General features: G+C 63.2%; 14 protein-coding genes. 7 read left to right on the top strand and 7 right to left on the bottom strand.

Going from position 1 to position 14,403, the window contains the following annotated elements; translation table 11 throughout:
• The 5 genes from K288_RS0102840 to K288_RS0102860 form a co-directional block, all read right to left on the bottom strand.
• A partial coding sequence (locus K288_RS0102840) for a transposase (protein WP_027578221.1) occupies positions 1 to 247 on the bottom strand: 247 nt, incomplete at its 3' end.
• Positions 248 to 316: 69 nt separating this feature from the next.
• Entirely contained in the window at positions 317 to 1,093 is a 777-nt protein-coding gene (locus tag K288_RS0102845) for an SDR family oxidoreductase (protein WP_027578222.1), read from the bottom strand.
• Positions 1,094 to 1,261: 168 nt separating this feature from the next.
• Positions 1,262 to 2,041: an outer membrane beta-barrel protein gene (locus tag K288_RS0102850; protein ID WP_027578223.1), complete on the bottom strand. Its 780-nt coding sequence runs from the start codon at positions 2,039 to 2,041 to the stop codon at positions 1,262 to 1,264.
• Positions 2,042 to 2,249: 208 nt separating this feature from the next.
• Positions 2,250 to 4,307, bottom strand: coding sequence for a DNA topoisomerase IV subunit B (gene parE / locus K288_RS0102855; protein WP_027578224.1), 2,058 nt, complete (start codon positions 4,305 to 4,307; stop codon positions 2,250 to 2,252).
• A 142-nt stretch (positions 4,308 to 4,449) separates the two neighbouring features.
• The gene (locus tag K288_RS0102860; RefSeq protein ID WP_244443048.1) at positions 4,450 to 4,875 is read right to left on the bottom strand and encodes a hypothetical protein; all 426 of its coding nucleotides are present in this window, start codon (positions 4,873 to 4,875) and stop codon (positions 4,450 to 4,452) included.
• Between the two features lie 120 nt (positions 4,876 to 4,995).
• Between K288_RS0102860 and K288_RS0102865 the strand changes: the two genes are divergently transcribed.
• The 4 genes from K288_RS0102865 (at position 4,996) to argC (ending at position 8,620) form a co-directional block, all read left to right on the top strand.
• Complete coding sequence (locus tag K288_RS0102865; RefSeq protein WP_027578226.1) at positions 4,996 to 5,526, top strand: DedA family protein; 531 nt, start codon at positions 4,996 to 4,998, stop codon at positions 5,524 to 5,526.
• 128 nt (positions 5,527 to 5,654) lie between these two features.
• Positions 5,655 to 6,644 (top strand): MBL fold metallo-hydrolase, encoded by a 990-nt coding sequence (locus K288_RS0102870; RefSeq protein WP_027578227.1) that lies wholly within the window; start codon positions 5,655 to 5,657, stop codon positions 6,642 to 6,644.
• A 333-nt stretch (positions 6,645 to 6,977) separates the two neighbouring features.
• On the top strand, positions 6,978 to 7,643 hold the full coding sequence (locus tag K288_RS0102875; RefSeq protein WP_027578228.1) for an FMN-binding negative transcriptional regulator: 666 nt from the start codon (positions 6,978 to 6,980) through the stop codon (positions 7,641 to 7,643).
• The gene (gene argC, locus K288_RS0102880) at positions 7,640 to 8,620 is read left to right on the top strand and encodes an N-acetyl-gamma-glutamyl-phosphate reductase (protein WP_027578229.1); all 981 of its coding nucleotides are present in this window, start codon (positions 7,640 to 7,642) and stop codon (positions 8,618 to 8,620) included. Before K288_RS0102875 ends, argC begins: the two co-directional genes overlap by 4 nt.
• A gap of 61 nt (positions 8,621 to 8,681) precedes the next feature.
• On the opposite strand, the gene K288_RS0102885 is transcribed toward argC, so the two are convergent.
• The gene (locus K288_RS0102885; protein WP_027578230.1) at positions 8,682 to 9,080 is read right to left on the bottom strand and encodes an MAPEG family protein; all 399 of its coding nucleotides are present in this window, start codon (positions 9,078 to 9,080) and stop codon (positions 8,682 to 8,684) included.
• Between the two features lie 95 nt (positions 9,081 to 9,175).
• On the bottom strand, positions 9,176 to 10,981 hold the full coding sequence (gene phaC, locus K288_RS0102890) for a class I poly(R)-hydroxyalkanoic acid synthase (RefSeq protein WP_027578231.1): 1,806 nt from the start codon (positions 10,979 to 10,981) through the stop codon (positions 9,176 to 9,178).
• Between the two features lie 286 nt (positions 10,982 to 11,267).
• Between phaC and K288_RS0102895 the strand changes: the two genes are divergently transcribed.
• From K288_RS0102895 to K288_RS0102905, 3 genes are all read left to right on the top strand, one after another.
• On the top strand, positions 11,268 to 11,537 hold the full coding sequence (locus K288_RS0102895; protein ID WP_027578232.1) for a hypothetical protein: 270 nt from the start codon (positions 11,268 to 11,270) through the stop codon (positions 11,535 to 11,537).
• 275 nt (positions 11,538 to 11,812) lie between these two features.
• Complete coding sequence (locus K288_RS0102900; protein ID WP_027578233.1) at positions 11,813 to 13,033, top strand: LL-diaminopimelate aminotransferase; 1,221 nt, start codon at positions 11,813 to 11,815, stop codon at positions 13,031 to 13,033.
• 20 nt (positions 13,034 to 13,053) lie between these two features.
• Complete coding sequence (locus K288_RS0102905; protein ID WP_027578234.1) at positions 13,054 to 14,373, top strand: homoserine dehydrogenase; 1,320 nt, start codon at positions 13,054 to 13,056, stop codon at positions 14,371 to 14,373.
• Positions 14,374 to 14,403 lie beyond the last annotated feature (30 nt).

The following is a 14,403-nucleotide window of genomic DNA, read 5'->3' on the forward strand; positions in this document are numbered from 1 at the left end:
CGAACATACCTAGCCAGACCCCCTTGGCGCTCCACCGGCTGAAACGTCGGAAGACGCTGTTCCATTCGCCGAACGCTTCGGGCAGATCACGCCACGGCGAACCGGTTCGCACGATCCATAACACGCCCTCGACAAACATCCGGTTGTCGCGGCCTGTCGAACCACGCTGGTCCGGCCGACCGATGATCAAGCCGGAGATACGGTCCCATTGCGTGTCGCTCAGAACGAGCCGATCCGTAACGCCCAAGGCTTCCTCCTAAAAGAAAGCCTTGAATCACGTTCCATCTGATTTGAGAATCCCAAGAGTCCACACAGCCTAGCCCATGATCGAATAGCCGCCATCGACGGGGATGGCGGTGCCGGTGATGAAATCGGAAGCCGGCGAGGCGAGGAACACCGCGATCCCTGAGAGATCGCCGATATCGCCCCAGCGCGCCGCCGGCGTACGCGCCAGCACCCGCTCATGCAGCCCGGCGATCTCGTTGCGGCCGCGCCGGGTCAGGTCGGTGTCGATCCAGCCGGGCAGGATCGCGTTGACCTGGATGTTGTCGGCCGCCCAGGCGCAGGCGCAGGAGCAGGAGCGCGTGAACTGCACGATGCCGCCTTTGCTCGCGGCGTAGGCCGGCGCGAAGCTGGCGCCGAAGATCGACATCATCGAGCCGATATTGATGATCTTGCCGCCGCCGGCCTCTTTCATCGCCGGATGGGCCGCCTGCGAGCACAGGAAGGCGCTGGTGAGGTTGGTCGCGATCACGCTGTCCCATTCGCCGATATCGAGCGCATCCGGCGGCTTGCGGATATTGATGCCGGCGTTGTTGACGAGGATATCGATCCGGCCCAGCTCATCTTTGACGCGCGCCACCAGGTCGGCGACGGCTTTGCCGTCGGCGACATCGGCGGCGACCGCAATGGCCTTGCCGCCGCGCTGCTCAAGTTCAGCGACCGCGGCCGCCGATTTCGCCGCGTTGCGGCCGACGACGGCAATCGCCGCGCCGGCATCCGCTAGCCCGCGCGCCATCCCGAGCCCGATTCCACCATTGCCGCCGGTGACGATCGCAACCTTGCCCGTAAGGTCGAAGAGGGGCGTTCCCATTGTTTGTTTTCCGCTTCTGTTGTCCGAGATAGGAGCAAGATGCCGACTCGGCCCGGCCTTTGCCAACCCCGGCTGTCGCAGACGTGTCAGTCTTGCAACGAGCACAAGCCGCAGACGCAAAAAAGCCCCGGACAATGCCGGGGCTTTTGCCTGCTGGTTTAGCAGAGATCAGTACCTGCCGACGACCGGGGTGCCCCAGTTGAAGCGATAGACGATCGAGGTGCTGATGGTCTGCACCCAGGGCTTGAAGGTGGTCGAAATTCCGGTCGGCGCACCGAGGAACGATTCCGGCAGGGAGATGCGGTCGTAGAACGCAGAGCGGTATTCAGTCTTCATGAACCAGCCGGGTGCGCTGATGCCGAAGATGTCGAGGTTGTTCTCAACGCCGCCACCGACGAACCAGCCATCACGACGGAACGAATCCGTGGTCACGCCGGTCGGGTTCCCGGCCAGGTCGTTCATGGTCGTACCCGACCATTCCGAGCCCGAATAACCGCCGTTGACATAGGAGTAGACATTCGGTGCGACGAGATAGCCGAGGCGCACACCAGCCGCGTAGCTGGTCCGAAGCTTCTCGCGTCCCTCGATGTTGCCGATCGGATCGGTCAGCGAGCCGTGAAGGCTGCCGAACTGGCCGTCGGCGAACACGCCGGCAACCCACCGGCCGTTGAACTGCCAGTCGTAGCCGATACCGACCGTACCGAACCAGCCGTCGCCGCCGAGCCGCGTGTCGCGCGACAGGGGGATCTGGCCAACGGTGGTTTCAATGTTGCTGTCGGCATCCCACAGACCGCCGCCACCACCGCCAAAGACGTAGAAGCCGGTCCAGTTGTAGACGGGCGCCACCGGCGGGGGCGCTTTCGTGTACGGCCGAGCGCCAAGATCAGCTGCCGAGGCCGACCCCGTCAGTGCTGCAACCGTAGCCACAGCGAGCGCCAATTTCTTCATGTGTAGTTCCCCAACTTGCTAGACGAACGCCTGACGGCCGCGTCGATTCCATTCTTAGCTGGGCAAACTATAGCTATTTCACCCGTAAATGCTGTTGCGGGACAGGCACACTCACCTGAAAACGCTCCGGTATTGTTCGCCCCCGGGGAAGGCGCGGGTACCGCGGTAGGGTCGAAATCCGCCGCGCGTACATAGGGTTACGCGGAGGCTAGACGTCCAGCAGATCGTCGCTGGCGAATTCCGCCTTGTCCGAGATGAAGGCGAAGCGCGCCTCGGCCTTGGTGCCCATCAGTCGCTCGACCGAATCGGCGGTGCCCTCGCGGTCGTCGGCCAGCAGAACGACCCGGAGCAGGGTGCGTCTGGCCGGGTCCATGGTGGTTTCCTTGAGCTGGGCCGGCATCATCTCGCCGAGGCCTTTGAAGCGGTTGACCTCGACCTTGGCGTTGGCATTGAACTCGCTCTTGATCAGCGCGTCCTTGTGCGCGTCGTCGCGGGCGTAGACCGATTTGGAGCCGTGGGTGAGCTTGTAGAGCGGTGGCACCGCCAGATAGAGGTGCCCCTCGTCGATCAGCCGCGGCATCTGGCGGTAAAAGAAGGTGATCAGCAGCGACGCGATATGGGCGCCGTCGACGTCGGCGTCGGTCATGATGACGATGCGCTGATAACGCAAATCCTCTTCGCGATATTGCGCGCCGGTGCCGCAGCCGATCGCCTGCACGAGGTCGCTGAGCTGGACATTGCCCATCAGCTTGTCCTTGCCGGCAGAGGCGACGTTGAGAATCTTGCCGCGCAGGGGCAGCACGGCCTGCAACTTGCGGTCGCGCGCCTGCTTGGCGCTGCCGCCGGCCGAGTCGCCTTCGACGATGAAGAGCTCGGAACCTGCAAGTCCGGCGTCGGTACAATCGGCGAGCTTGCCGGGCAGGCGGGCCTTCTTGCCCGCGGTCTTGCGCGCGACCTCTTTCTCCTGGCGGCGGCGCAACCGCTCCTCGGCGCGCTCGATCACGAAATCGAGCAGCCTGTTGGCCTGCACCGGGTTGCCCGACAGCCAGTGATCGAACGGATCCTTGATCGCCTGCTCGACGATGCGCTGGGCTTCCGCGGTTGCCAGCCGGTCCTTGGTCTGGCCCTGGAATTCCGGCTCGCGCACGAACACGCTGAGCATCACGGCTGCGCCGACCATGACGTCTTCCGAGGTGACGGATGCAGCCCGCTTGCCCTGGCCGACGCGTTCGGCGTGATCCTTCAGGCCGCGCAGCAGCGCGCTGCGCATGCCGGATTCATGGGTGCCGCCATCGGGAGTCGGAACCGTGTTGCAGTAGGAGGAGAGGAAGCCGTCGGCGTCCGCCGTCCAGGCCACCGCCCATTCGCAGGCGCCGTGGGCGCCGTTGCGGCCCGACTTGCCCGAGAAGATATCCGGATGCACCAGCGTGTCGGCATGGATCGCGGCAGCGAGGTAGTCCTTCAGGCCGCCGGGGAAGTGGAAGGTCGCTTCCGCCGGCACATCCTCAACGCCTTTCAAGAGCTCCTGGTCACAGTGCCAGCGGATCTCGACGCCGCCGAACAGATACGCCTTCGAGCGCGTCATCTTGAACAGCCGCTGCGGCTTGAACGTGGCCTTGGCGCCGAAGATGTCGGTATCAGGCTTGAAGCGGATGCGCGTGCCGCGACGGTTGCTGACCTTGCCGAGGTCTTCGAGCTTGCCCTTGGGGTGGCCACGCTCGAACGTCATGCGGTGGAGCTTCTGGCTGCGCGCGACCTCGACTTCGAGCCGCGAAGAGAGGGCGTTGACCACGGAAATGCCGACGCCGTGCAGGCCGCCCGAGGTCTCGTAGACCTTGGAGTCGAACTTGCCGCCCGAATGCAGCGTGCACATGATGACTTCGAGCGCTGACTTCTTCGGGAATTTCGGGTGCGGATCGATCGGGATGCCGCGGCCATTGTCGGTGACCGTCAGGAACCCGTCTGCGGTCAATTCCACCTCGATGAAGGTGGCATGCCCCGCCAGCGCCTCGTCCATGGAGTTGTCGATGACTTCGGCGAACAGATGGTGCAGCGCCTTTTCGTCCGTGCCGCCGATATACATGCCGGGTCGCCGTCGGACTGGTTCCAACCCTTCGAGCACCTCGATATCGGCAGCGGTATAGTCAGCCTCGCCGGAACCCGACCGCGCAGCGACCTTCAGCGGCGCCCGGCCTTTGGGGTCGGCACCGGTAAACAGGTCGTTGTTGGACTTCGTTTTTGCAGCGGATTTCAGTGATTTGGACATGGCTCTTCATAGGTTGCGCGAACGGCGCGCAGCGAATCGGTCAATCTGACTATGCCACGGATAGGCTTAAAAAGTGACGGCCGGGAGGAGAGCAACCGATCCCCTTCATCCGGCCGTCACAGAGGTAGATAGGAACCCTTGGTCAGGCGCGCGAGGTCCGGAACACGATGAGGGTGAACAGCACCATCGAGGCGACCACCAGCAAAGCGCCTGCGACCGGTGCGATCTCGAACGAGGATCCCTTCAGGAGCACGACGGCCACGCCCGCGGGGAACAGGATCGCGCCCAGGATGTGCATCCAGCCCTGGATCCGCGCCAGCATCGTCGCCCCGGCGGCCGGAATCAGGTGGTAGTAGAGCCCGAACAGGAACAAAAGCACCCCGCCGACGAGGTTCAGATGCGCGTGGGCGGGCGCCAGGGTGAAGTTTTGCTGGATGCCCATGGCAATGCCGCCGAGCATTCCGAGCAGCAGAACGACAGCACTCACGCACATCATCAACGAACCAATCATCAAAAACCTCATCTTCTGGGAAAACGCGTGGCCCTTTGGGGCCGGAGCTGAAATCACGCCCCTTCCTTCGGCTTTGTGACTTGATTGTCACGCAAGGGGCTGGCTTACCTGTCCTTAGGCTATGAACCCGCAGAAAGGTTCAAGCCGTAGAAGCGGGGCGGGGAAGGCATTCAATATATGGAAGAGTTTGCGCGTGCCGTGGCCGATTTCGTGCGCCACCACCAGATTTGGGCCGCGCCAATCGTGCTCGTGCTGGCTTTCGGCGAGTCGCTCGCCTTCGTTTCGCTGCTGATCCCGGCCTGGGGCGCGCTAGTGGCGATCGGTGCGCTGATTGGGGTGAGCGGTATCAACTTCTGGCCGGTCTGGGTCGCCGGCGGCATCGGCGCGGCGCTCGGCGACTGGGTCTCCTATTGGTTCGGCTACCGCTACAAGGAAAAGGTCGCGCAGATGTGGCCGCTATCGCGCTATCCGGAGATCCTGCCGCGCGGCGAGGCCTTCGTGCGCAAGTGGGGCGTGCCCAGCATTTTCATCGGTCGCTTCTTCGGGCCCTTGCGCGCCTCGGTTCCGCTCGCAGCCGGTATCTTCGAGATGTCATATTGGCCGTTCCAGATCGCCAATTTCGTCTCGGCGCTGGTGTGGTCCGCGGTACTGCTGCTGTTCGGCGACGTGATGGCGCACATCGCCGAGTGGTTGTGGCGAACGGTGTGAAGCGTGGAATAAGCGGCCGAGGCGGGGGTTAGCCCCGACGATACCGGGCGCTCCATTTTCCGGTAGATAGGTCCCTGCAGGAGGCCAACGCGGACATACCGCGGTCATCGTTTCACTGGGAGAGCATCATGGAAATCACACGTCGTCACGCCCTCACGGGCGCAGCTGCCATTGCTGCTGCGCCACTGTTGCCGAACATTCCCGCACAGGCCACGGCGCCGCTCGCGGACAAGCAGGCGCCGAGCTTCTACCGCTACAAGGTCGGTGACATCCAGGTCACCGTGGTGTCCGACGGCAAGAACGTCTTCAAGCTGGAAGACTCTTTCATCCTCAATGCGAAGAAGGACGAAGTGAATGCGGCACTGGAAAAGGCGTTCCTGCCGCGCGATGTCTTCACGATCCATTTCGCCCCGCTGGTGATCAACAGCGGCGGCAAGCTCATCGTGCTCGACACCGGCAACGGCCCCGCGGCCAAGGTCAACAGCAAAGGCGCCAACGGATTGTTCATCGACCATATGACTGCGGCGGGATTCGATCCCAAGGCGGTCGACATGGTCGTGATCTCGCACTTCCACGGCGACCATGTGAACGGCCTGTTGACGGCGGACGGCACGCCGGCGTTTCCGAACGCAGAGGTGCTGGTGCCTGCGGTGGAGTGGAAGTTCTGGATGGACGATGGCGAGATGAGCCGCGCCCCGGCCGGTCGCATGCAGAACCTTTTCAAGAACAACCGCAGCATCTTCGAGGCGAGCCTTCAGAAGAAGGTGACGCCCTACGAATGGGGCAAGGAGGTCGCGCCGGGACTGCTCGCGGTCGAGACCGTCGGTCACACCCCGGGCCACACCTCCTACGTGTTGTCGTCGGGTTCGGGGAAGGTATTCGTCCAGTCCGACGTCACCAACAATCCGAATCCGTTTGCGACCAATCCGGGCTGGCACGCCTTCTTCGACCAGGACGCCGACATGGCCGAAAAGACCCGTCGCCGGATCTACGACATGGTGGCCGCAGAGAAGCTGCAATTGCAGGGCTTCCACTATCCATTCCCCGGCCTCGCCAATATCGAGAAGGACGGCAATGGCTACCGGGTGATCCCGGCGCCGTGGAATCCGGTGATCTGAATTGGCCCCACACTGGTCATTCCGGGGCGCGCGCCTTTAGCGCGCGAACCCGGAATCCAGAAGTTATGGCGCGGGATTTCGGGTTCGACGCTGCCGCGTCGCCCCGGAATGACAGCGTTGCGCCTTGACGATCAGGCCCCGCACCCCTATAGCCTCACGCATGATCCACGTCGCGACCAACCCCATCGTTCGCCGCCGCCGCGCTCGCGCGGTATGGGCGGTCGTCTGCGTTTAAGATCATCGCCTCTGCCGCCGGATCACTTTCCGCGGCATCTTTCCTCAAAAAAGAAACGCGGTCGATCTGGCGGCTCCTAGCCACCTCCGGAGTTCGACATGTATACGCCACCGCCGTTCAAGCCTGACCGCGCCGCAAGTCTCGCCTTTGCGGAAGCGCGCGGGTTCGGCCTTGTCTGCGCCTGGGACGGCGCCAAGCCGATCGCCTCGCTGCTGCCGTTCTATTTGTCCTATGCCGCGGACGGCACGCCGCGCGCGGTGTTTCATCTTGCCCGTCATAATCCGCTGATAAAGCTTGCGGGGACTTCGTCCTGGCTGCTGGCCGTCACCGGTTCGGATGCCTATGTGTCGGCGGACTGGTACGTCTCGCCGGATCAGGTGCCGACCTGGCTTTATCAGGCTGTGCATCTGAGCGGTCCGGTGCGGCCGCTGTCGGATGATGAGCTTGCGGTGCAGATCGATACGCTCAGCGCCAAGTTCGAGAATCGGCTGCTGCCGAAGAAGCCGTGGACGTCGTCGAAGATGACCGCCGCGCGGCTGGAAGCGATGAAGAAGGCAATCGTGGGCCTTGAGATGACGGTTGAAGAGGTCGAGGGTAGCTTCAAGCTCAACCAGCACAAATCCGAAACCGACTACGTGGCGGTGGCGGGCGCGCTCGCCTCGCAGGCCGATGCGGACGCGCGGCAGATTGCCCATCTGATGCGGCAAGCGCGGCCGCAGGTCTTTGCAACTGAACCGAACAAGCTCGAAAGGAGCGAGCCATGAGCCTTTCTGACGTCAAGCCATCCGCGACCGTCGGCAGCTCCGCCAAGCCCGCCGTGTTCGTCGACGGTGCCAGTGGGACAACGGGCCTCGGCATCAACGAGCGGCTTCGGCTGCAGAGCGATGTGGTGGTGAAAAGCATTGCCGAAGAAAAACGCAAGGACGCAGGCGCCAAGCGTGCGCTGATGGAAGAGGTGGATCTCGTGATCCTCTGCCTCCCGGACGATGCCGCGAAGGAGACCGTTGCGCTGATCGACAGCATGGGCGCCGCGGCACCCCGGGTGCTCGACGCGTCGACGGCGTTTCGTGTGGCCAGCGACTGGGCTTACGGCTTTCCGGAGCTCGCGCCGGATCAGGCGGACAAGATCCGCACCGCTCGCAAGGTCTCCAACCCCGGCTGCTATCCGACCGGCGCGATCGCGCTGCTCCGCCCGCTGGTCGACGCCGGCCTGCTGCCTGCGGATTACCCGGTCACCATCAACGCCGTCAGCGGCTATTCCGGTGGTGGAAAGTCGATGATTACAAGTTTCGAGGACGGCACGGCGCCAGCTTTCGAACTATATGGTCTCGGCTTCGAGCACAAGCACGTGCCGGAGATGCAGCTTTACTCGCGGCTGACGCGGCGGCCGATTTTCGTGCCGTCGGTCGGCAACTACCGGCAGGGCATGCTGGTGTCGGTACCGTTGCAGCTCGAGACGCTGCCGGGCAAACCCAGCGCGGCCGACCTCCACGCTGCGCTGGCGAAACGCTATGCCGGAAGCCGCTACGTCTCGGTTATGCCGCTTGACAACCAGGCCGCCAAGAGCGGGCGGATCGAGCCGGAAGCGCTGAACGAGACCAACATGCTCGAGCTGTACGTCTTTGCCAGCGACAAGCACCATCAGGCCGTGCTGGTCGCGCGCCTAGACAATCTGGGCAAGGGTGCCTCGGGCGCGGCGGTGCAAAACATGCGGCTGATGCTGGGGCTGCCCGAGAAGTAGCGCTGACACTTGTTGGCGTCATGGCCAGGCTCGTCCCGGCCATGACGGCGTCTAGCGCTGCTCAGAACGCCCTGAAGATCGCAAGGGCGAGCACGGCTTGGGCGAGGAAGCCGATGACGAAGGCAAGGGTGCGGAACACCGGCAGGCCGAGCGTGTAGACGATCAGATGTGCGACGCGCGACCAGAAATAGACGGCGCAGGCGAGCACCGTCCATGTGCTGGAATAGTCGATTGCGTTGAGGATCAGGACCAGCGGGGCGAAAACGATGAGGTTCTCGACCGCGTTGTCGTGCGCGAACATCAGTCGGTTCGCCCATTCGGCCTGAGGCTTGTCGTTGCGCGACGGATTGGCCATGCTGCCCGTGAGGCCGCGGACCTGGCAGCGGTTGATCATGTAGGGGACCCACAGCACGCCGGTCAGAATTACCGTCAGCGTCAGCCAGAACAGTTCACGCGTCATTGGTTTCCCCTCGATTGATCCGCGTCGCGTCTAGAGCGTGATGATTTTTTTGCTCCAGGCGGACGCTTGACTATACCGAAGGTGCGTGCATCGCGCTATGCGCGCACCTGGACATAGCTGCCGGGGGCTTCTTCGATCGGCGGCAGCGCCTCCGAGCCGACCGCGCGGGCAGGGACTGTCTCGGCATCGATGCTTGCCAGCCATTCGCGCCAATCGGGCCACCACGATCCCTTGTGCTCCTTGGCGCTCTTCAGCCAGTCGGAAAGCTTGGCGTCCCTGATGTTGTCGTTGGTCCAGTACTGGTACTTGTTGGCCGTAGGCGGGTTGACCACGCCGGCGATATGGCCGGAACCGGACAGCACATATTTCACCGGCCCGCCGAAGAACTGTGAGCCGTACAGCACCGATTCGGCCGGCGCGATGTGATCCTCGCGGGTCGCGAGGTTGTAGACCGGCACTTTCACCTTGGAGAGATCGAGCAGCGTGTTGTCCAGCACCATGCTGCCGGAGGACAGCCGGTTTTCCAGATAGCAGTTGCGCAGGTAGTAGGAATGGTTCGCCGCCGGCATCCGCGTCGCGTCGGAGTTCCAGTGCAGGAGGTCGAAGGAGGAAGGAGGCTGGCCCTTCAGATAGTTGCTGACGACATAGGACCAGATCAGGTCGTTCGAGCGCAGCATGTTGAAGGCCATCGCCATCTTGCTGCCCTCGAGCACGCCCCGCTGCTCCATGTCGCGCTCGAGCGCGGAGATCTGGTCCTCGTCGACGAATACCAGGAGGTCGCCGGCATGGGTGAAGTCGACCTGGGCCGCGAAGAACGTGGCCGACGTGGCGCGCACCCGGCGTTTCTCGGCGAGCCAGGCAAGCGTCGCCGCGAGCAGGGTGCCGCCCACGCAATAGCCGACGGTGTGAACCTTCATCTCGCCCGTCACCTTCTCGATGACGTCCATCGCGGTCAGCGGGCCTTCGGTCATGTAGTCGGCGAAGGTCTTCTTGCCGAGTTCGCGATCGGGATTGACCCAGGAGATCACGAAAACGGTCAGTCCCTGGTCGACGCACCACTTGATGAACGACTTCTCCGGCCTGAGATCGAGGATGTAGTACTTGTTGATCCAGGGCGGCACGATCAGGAGCGGCGTGCGCAACACCGTCTCCGTGGTCGGCGAGTACTGGATCAGCTGCATCAAATCGTTTTGATAGATCACTTTGCCCGGCGTCATCGCCATGTTGACGCCGACTACAAGGTTGGTCGGGTCGGACTGGCGGATCCGCAGCGTGCCGTGGCCAGCCTCGATGTCCTCGGCCAGCATCTTCATACCGCGAACGAGGTTGTCGCCGTTCGTCTCCACCGTGGTGCGCAGCACTTCGGGATTGGTCAGGACGAAATTCGACGGCGCCAGCGCGTTGGTGATCTGCTGGACGTAGAACTCTGCCTTTTTGCGGGTGTGCGGATCGACGCCCTCGGCGTTGCGCACCAGGTCTTGCGCCCATTGCGTGGTGAGCAGATAGAGTTGCAGGATGAAGTCGAAGAACTGGTTCGACCGCCATTCCGGGTCGGCGAAGCGCTTGTCACGCGGTGGTGGCTCGATCGCGGCCTTGGCTTCCTGGCCGGCCATCCGGCGGGCGGCGGAGCCGAACAGGTCGAGATAGGCCTTGCCGAGCTTGGTCTGCAGTTCGGTGGCCCGATCCTGGTCGGAGAGCCAGTATTCGGCGACCGTGGTGAAGGTCTTGATCACCTCGGCAAACTCGCCTCCCGTCTTCTCCTTGATGTCAGCGCCCTCGCGCGGCTTCAGATAGGCGGCAAGCGCCTGGCCAGAGCTCTCCAGCGCGCGCGCAAGGTTCATCGCGAAAGCTTCGCCGTCGAACTTGTTCGCGGCCTGGGTTTCGATGCTAACGTCGCTCATGCAGTCGACACTATCGCTTCAATTCGGCCGCGTCATCGCGCGGTGCGGCAAGGACGATGTAGGATTTTTCTAGGGTTTTGCATTGTTGCACTGCGACAAATTCCTCCCAGTTCCGACACATTGAAGCCGCATCAATCGGATTTGTTGTTCACGCTTAGTCGTTTCGGGCGACAATGGTTTGAAAGGAGACAGGGCTGACGCTATCAGACGATTTGTCGCCGCAAGGCTCGTACCAGTGATTAGTTACCGGCAAGTGGGGACTTCCGGACGTATGCGTGTCGATCGAATGACAAGGCTGCTCGCGATCGGTGCGCTGATCGGGTCGGCGATTGCGCTTGGCGGCTGCTCCACGTCGATTGCGGATCTTCCCGGGGTCGGACTGCCGGCCGATGCCCCGGCGCGTCCGAAGGAGGCCAACGGCTATCTCCCTGTCCACGACATGCCGCCGGATCGTGAGGAAGCGCCGATGAAGCCGGCGGAGCAGGCCAAGATCGAGGCCGAGCTGATCGCCGCGCGAGCGCGCCAGGCTGCGGCGGCGCAAAACGCCGGCAAGTGACGGGGCTGCGCGCTGGCTTCTTGGTTTGACGCGTTTTCTTCGCGCGGACCGGTGTCCACTTCGCTCGAAAACGCTCTAATCACTGGCGCTGCCACCGCTACATGCTAAAACAGCTTGAATTCAACCGCATATCCGGTCGCCGAGCCCAGATTTTGCGTCTGGAGACGCCCTAAGTCATTGATTGGGCGTAATTTCCGGGCCAAACCGGGCTTGGTTTCGGCAGAACGCGTGAACGCCCGCGATTCTGTCGTGCCGGCCGTCGGAGCAAAGGTCCCATGGAAGAGTTTTATCGCATTCGCCGTCTGCCGCCTTACGTGTTTGAGAAGGTCAATCAGGCCAAGGCAGCCGCGCGCAATGCCGGGGCCGACATCATCGACATGGGCATGGGCAACCCGGACCTGCCGACGCCGCCACATGTGATCGACAAGCTCAAGGAAACCCTCGGCAAGCCACGGACCGACCGCTATTCGGCCTCGCGCGGCATCAACGGCCTCCGCAAGGCGCAGGCTGCGTATTACGGGCGGCGCTTCGGCGTGAAGCTCAATCCGGACACCCAGGTGGTGGCGACGCTGGGCTCCAAGGAGGGCTTTGCCAATGTGGCGCAGGCGATCACCGCGCCCGGCGACGTCGTCCTGTGTCCCAACCCGAGCTATCCGATCCATGCCTTCGGCTTCCTGATGGCGGGCGGGGTGATCCGCTCGGTGCCGTCGGAGCCGACGCCGCAATTCTTCGAGGCGGTGGAGCGCGCGATCATCCATTCGATCCCCAAGCCGCTCGCGCTCGTGGTCTGCTATCCGTCCAACCCGACTGCCTATGTCGCCGATCTCGACTTCTACAGGGATCTGGTCGCGTTCGCGAAGAAGCACGAGATATTCATCCTGTCGGATCTCGCTTACGCCGAAGTTTATTTCGACGAGAACAATCCGCCGCCGTCGGTGTTGCAGGTGCCGGGCGCGATGGACGTGACCGTCGAGTTCACCTCGATGTCGAAGACCTATTCGATGGCTGGATGGCGCATGGGTTTTGCGGTCGGCAACGAGCGCATCATCGCGGCGCTGGCGCGGGTGAAATCCTATCTCGATTACGGCGCCTTCACGCCGATCCAGGTAGCCGCGACCGCGGCGCTGAACGGGCCGGACGACTGTATCCGGGAAATGCGCGAGACCTATCGCCGCCGGCGCGACACGCTGGTGGAAGCGTTCGGCCGCGCCGGCTGGGATATCCCGCCGCCGCAAGCATCGATGTTCGCCTGGGCGCCGCTTCCGAAAGCGTTCGAGGAAGTCGGCAGCATGCAGTTCGCAACCCTGCTGGTGGAGAAGTCCGGCGTGGTGGTGTCGCCCGGCGTTGCCTTCGGCGAGCACGGCGAAGGCTTTGTCCGCATCGCGATGGTGGAAAACGAGCAACGTATTCGCCAGGCCGCGCGCGGCGTGCGCCGCTTCCTTGAAAGCGGCATCGAAACGTTGCACAACGTGGTTCCTCTCGCCAACCGGCGCTAATCCTTCCAGCAGGTTTTGTAATGGTTGCACCGCTTAAAGTGGGCATAGCGGGGCTCGGCACCGTTGGCGCCGAAGTCGTCCGCCTGATTGAGCAGCAGCGAGCCACCCTGGCGGCGCGCAGCGGCCGTGGCGTGCGCGTCGTCGCGGTCACCGCGCGGTCGAAGGCGAAGAAGCGCGGGCTCGATTTGCGCGGCATCGACTGGGTTGAAAGCCCGCAGGCGCTGGCCGAGGATTCCAATGTCGACTGTTTCGTCGAATTGATGGGCGGCGCCGATGATCCCGCCTTCTCGGCGATCGAGACTGCACTGAAGGCCGGCAAGTCGGTGGTGACAGCCAACAAGGCGCTGATCGCCAAGCACGGGTTGAAGCTCGCCAAGGCCGCCGAGCAGAACGGTGGCGCGCTGAATTTCGAGGCCGCGGTCGGCGCGGCCATTCCCGTGATCAAGACACTGCGCGAGGGGCTCTCCGGCACCAGCGTCAACCGCGTCTACGGCATCCTCAACGGCACCTGCAACTACATCCTGACGCGGATGGAGCATGAGGGATTGTCGTTCGAGGAATGTTTGAAGGACGCGCAGCGGCTCGGTTATGCCGAAGCCAATCCGTCGTTCGATGTCGATGGCCACGACACCGCGCAAAAGCTCGCGATCCTGGCGAGCCTCGCCTTCGGCACCAAGGTCGCGCAAACCGCTGTCTATGTCGAAGGCATTTCCTCGATCACGCCCGAAGACCTGCGTGCGGCGGAGGAACTCGGATATCGCGTCAAGCTGCTCGGCGTTGCGGTTCGAACTGCAAAGGGCATCGAGCAGCGTGTGCATCCGACGATGGTGCCGAAATCTTCGTCGATTGCCCAAGTGATGGGCGTGACCAATGCCGTGACGATCGACGGCGAGGGCATTCCGCCGATCACATTGGTCGGGCCGGGCGCGGGTGGGGCGGCGACCGCATCCGCCGTGGTTGCCGATATCGCCGACGTCGCGCGCGGCATCCGCGCAACGCCGTTCGGCCGGCCGGTCGAAAGCCTGCGTGCGACAACAAAGGCGCCAATGGAGCGCCATGAGGGCGGCTATTACATCCGCCTTCTGGCCCGCGACCACGCCGGCACCGCCGCGACCATCGCAACACGGCTCGCGGAACAGAAGATTTCGCTGGAATCCATCGTGCAGCGCCACCGCAATGGCAGCGATGTTAACGGTTCGGCCAAAAAAGCTTCACCAGTTCCGGTCATTCTGATTACCTATGCGACCACTGAAGACGCGGTTCATCGGGCGCTCAAGGCGGTGCAGCGTGACAGGGTCATCAGTGGTCGCCCACAGGTGATCCGAATTGAGAAAAATTAGTGTGCGATAGCGAACGCCTTCTACGTTAGA

The sequence above is a fragment of the Bradyrhizobium sp. Ai1a-2 genome, from assembly GCF_000426245.1.
Taxonomy (GTDB): domain Bacteria; phylum Pseudomonadota; class Alphaproteobacteria; order Rhizobiales; family Xanthobacteraceae; genus Bradyrhizobium.

What these genes read in the sequence shown, in the direction of transcription:
- K288_RS0102845 (WP_027578222.1), bottom strand. Translation starts at nt 1,093, where the DNA reads ATGGGAACGCCCCTCTTCGACCTTACGGGCAAGGTTGCGATCGTCACC.
- K288_RS0102850 (WP_027578223.1), bottom strand. Translation starts at nt 2,041, where the DNA reads ATGAAGAAATTGGCGCTCGCTGTGGCTACGGTTGCAGCACTGACGGGG.
- parE (WP_027578224.1), bottom strand. Translation starts at nt 4,307, where the DNA reads ATGTCCAAATCACTGAAATCCGCTGCAAAAACGAAGTCCAACAACGAC.
- K288_RS0102865 (WP_027578226.1), top strand. Translation starts at nt 4,996, where the DNA reads ATGGAAGAGTTTGCGCGTGCCGTGGCCGATTTCGTGCGCCACCACCAG.
- K288_RS0102870 (WP_027578227.1), top strand. Translation starts at nt 5,655, where the DNA reads ATGGAAATCACACGTCGTCACGCCCTCACGGGCGCAGCTGCCATTGCT.
- K288_RS0102875 (WP_027578228.1), top strand. Translation starts at nt 6,978, where the DNA reads ATGTATACGCCACCGCCGTTCAAGCCTGACCGCGCCGCAAGTCTCGCC.
- argC (WP_027578229.1), top strand. Translation starts at nt 7,640, where the DNA reads ATGAGCCTTTCTGACGTCAAGCCATCCGCGACCGTCGGCAGCTCCGCC.
- K288_RS0102885 (WP_027578230.1), bottom strand. Translation starts at nt 9,080, where the DNA reads ATGACGCGTGAACTGTTCTGGCTGACGCTGACGGTAATTCTGACCGGC.
- phaC (WP_027578231.1), bottom strand. Translation starts at nt 10,981, where the DNA reads ATGAGCGACGTTAGCATCGAAACCCAGGCCGCGAACAAGTTCGACGGC.
- K288_RS0102895 (WP_027578232.1), top strand. Translation starts at nt 11,268, where the DNA reads ATGACAAGGCTGCTCGCGATCGGTGCGCTGATCGGGTCGGCGATTGCG.
- K288_RS0102900 (WP_027578233.1), top strand. Translation starts at nt 11,813, where the DNA reads ATGGAAGAGTTTTATCGCATTCGCCGTCTGCCGCCTTACGTGTTTGAG.
- K288_RS0102905 (WP_027578234.1), top strand. Translation starts at nt 13,054, where the DNA reads ATGGTTGCACCGCTTAAAGTGGGCATAGCGGGGCTCGGCACCGTTGGC.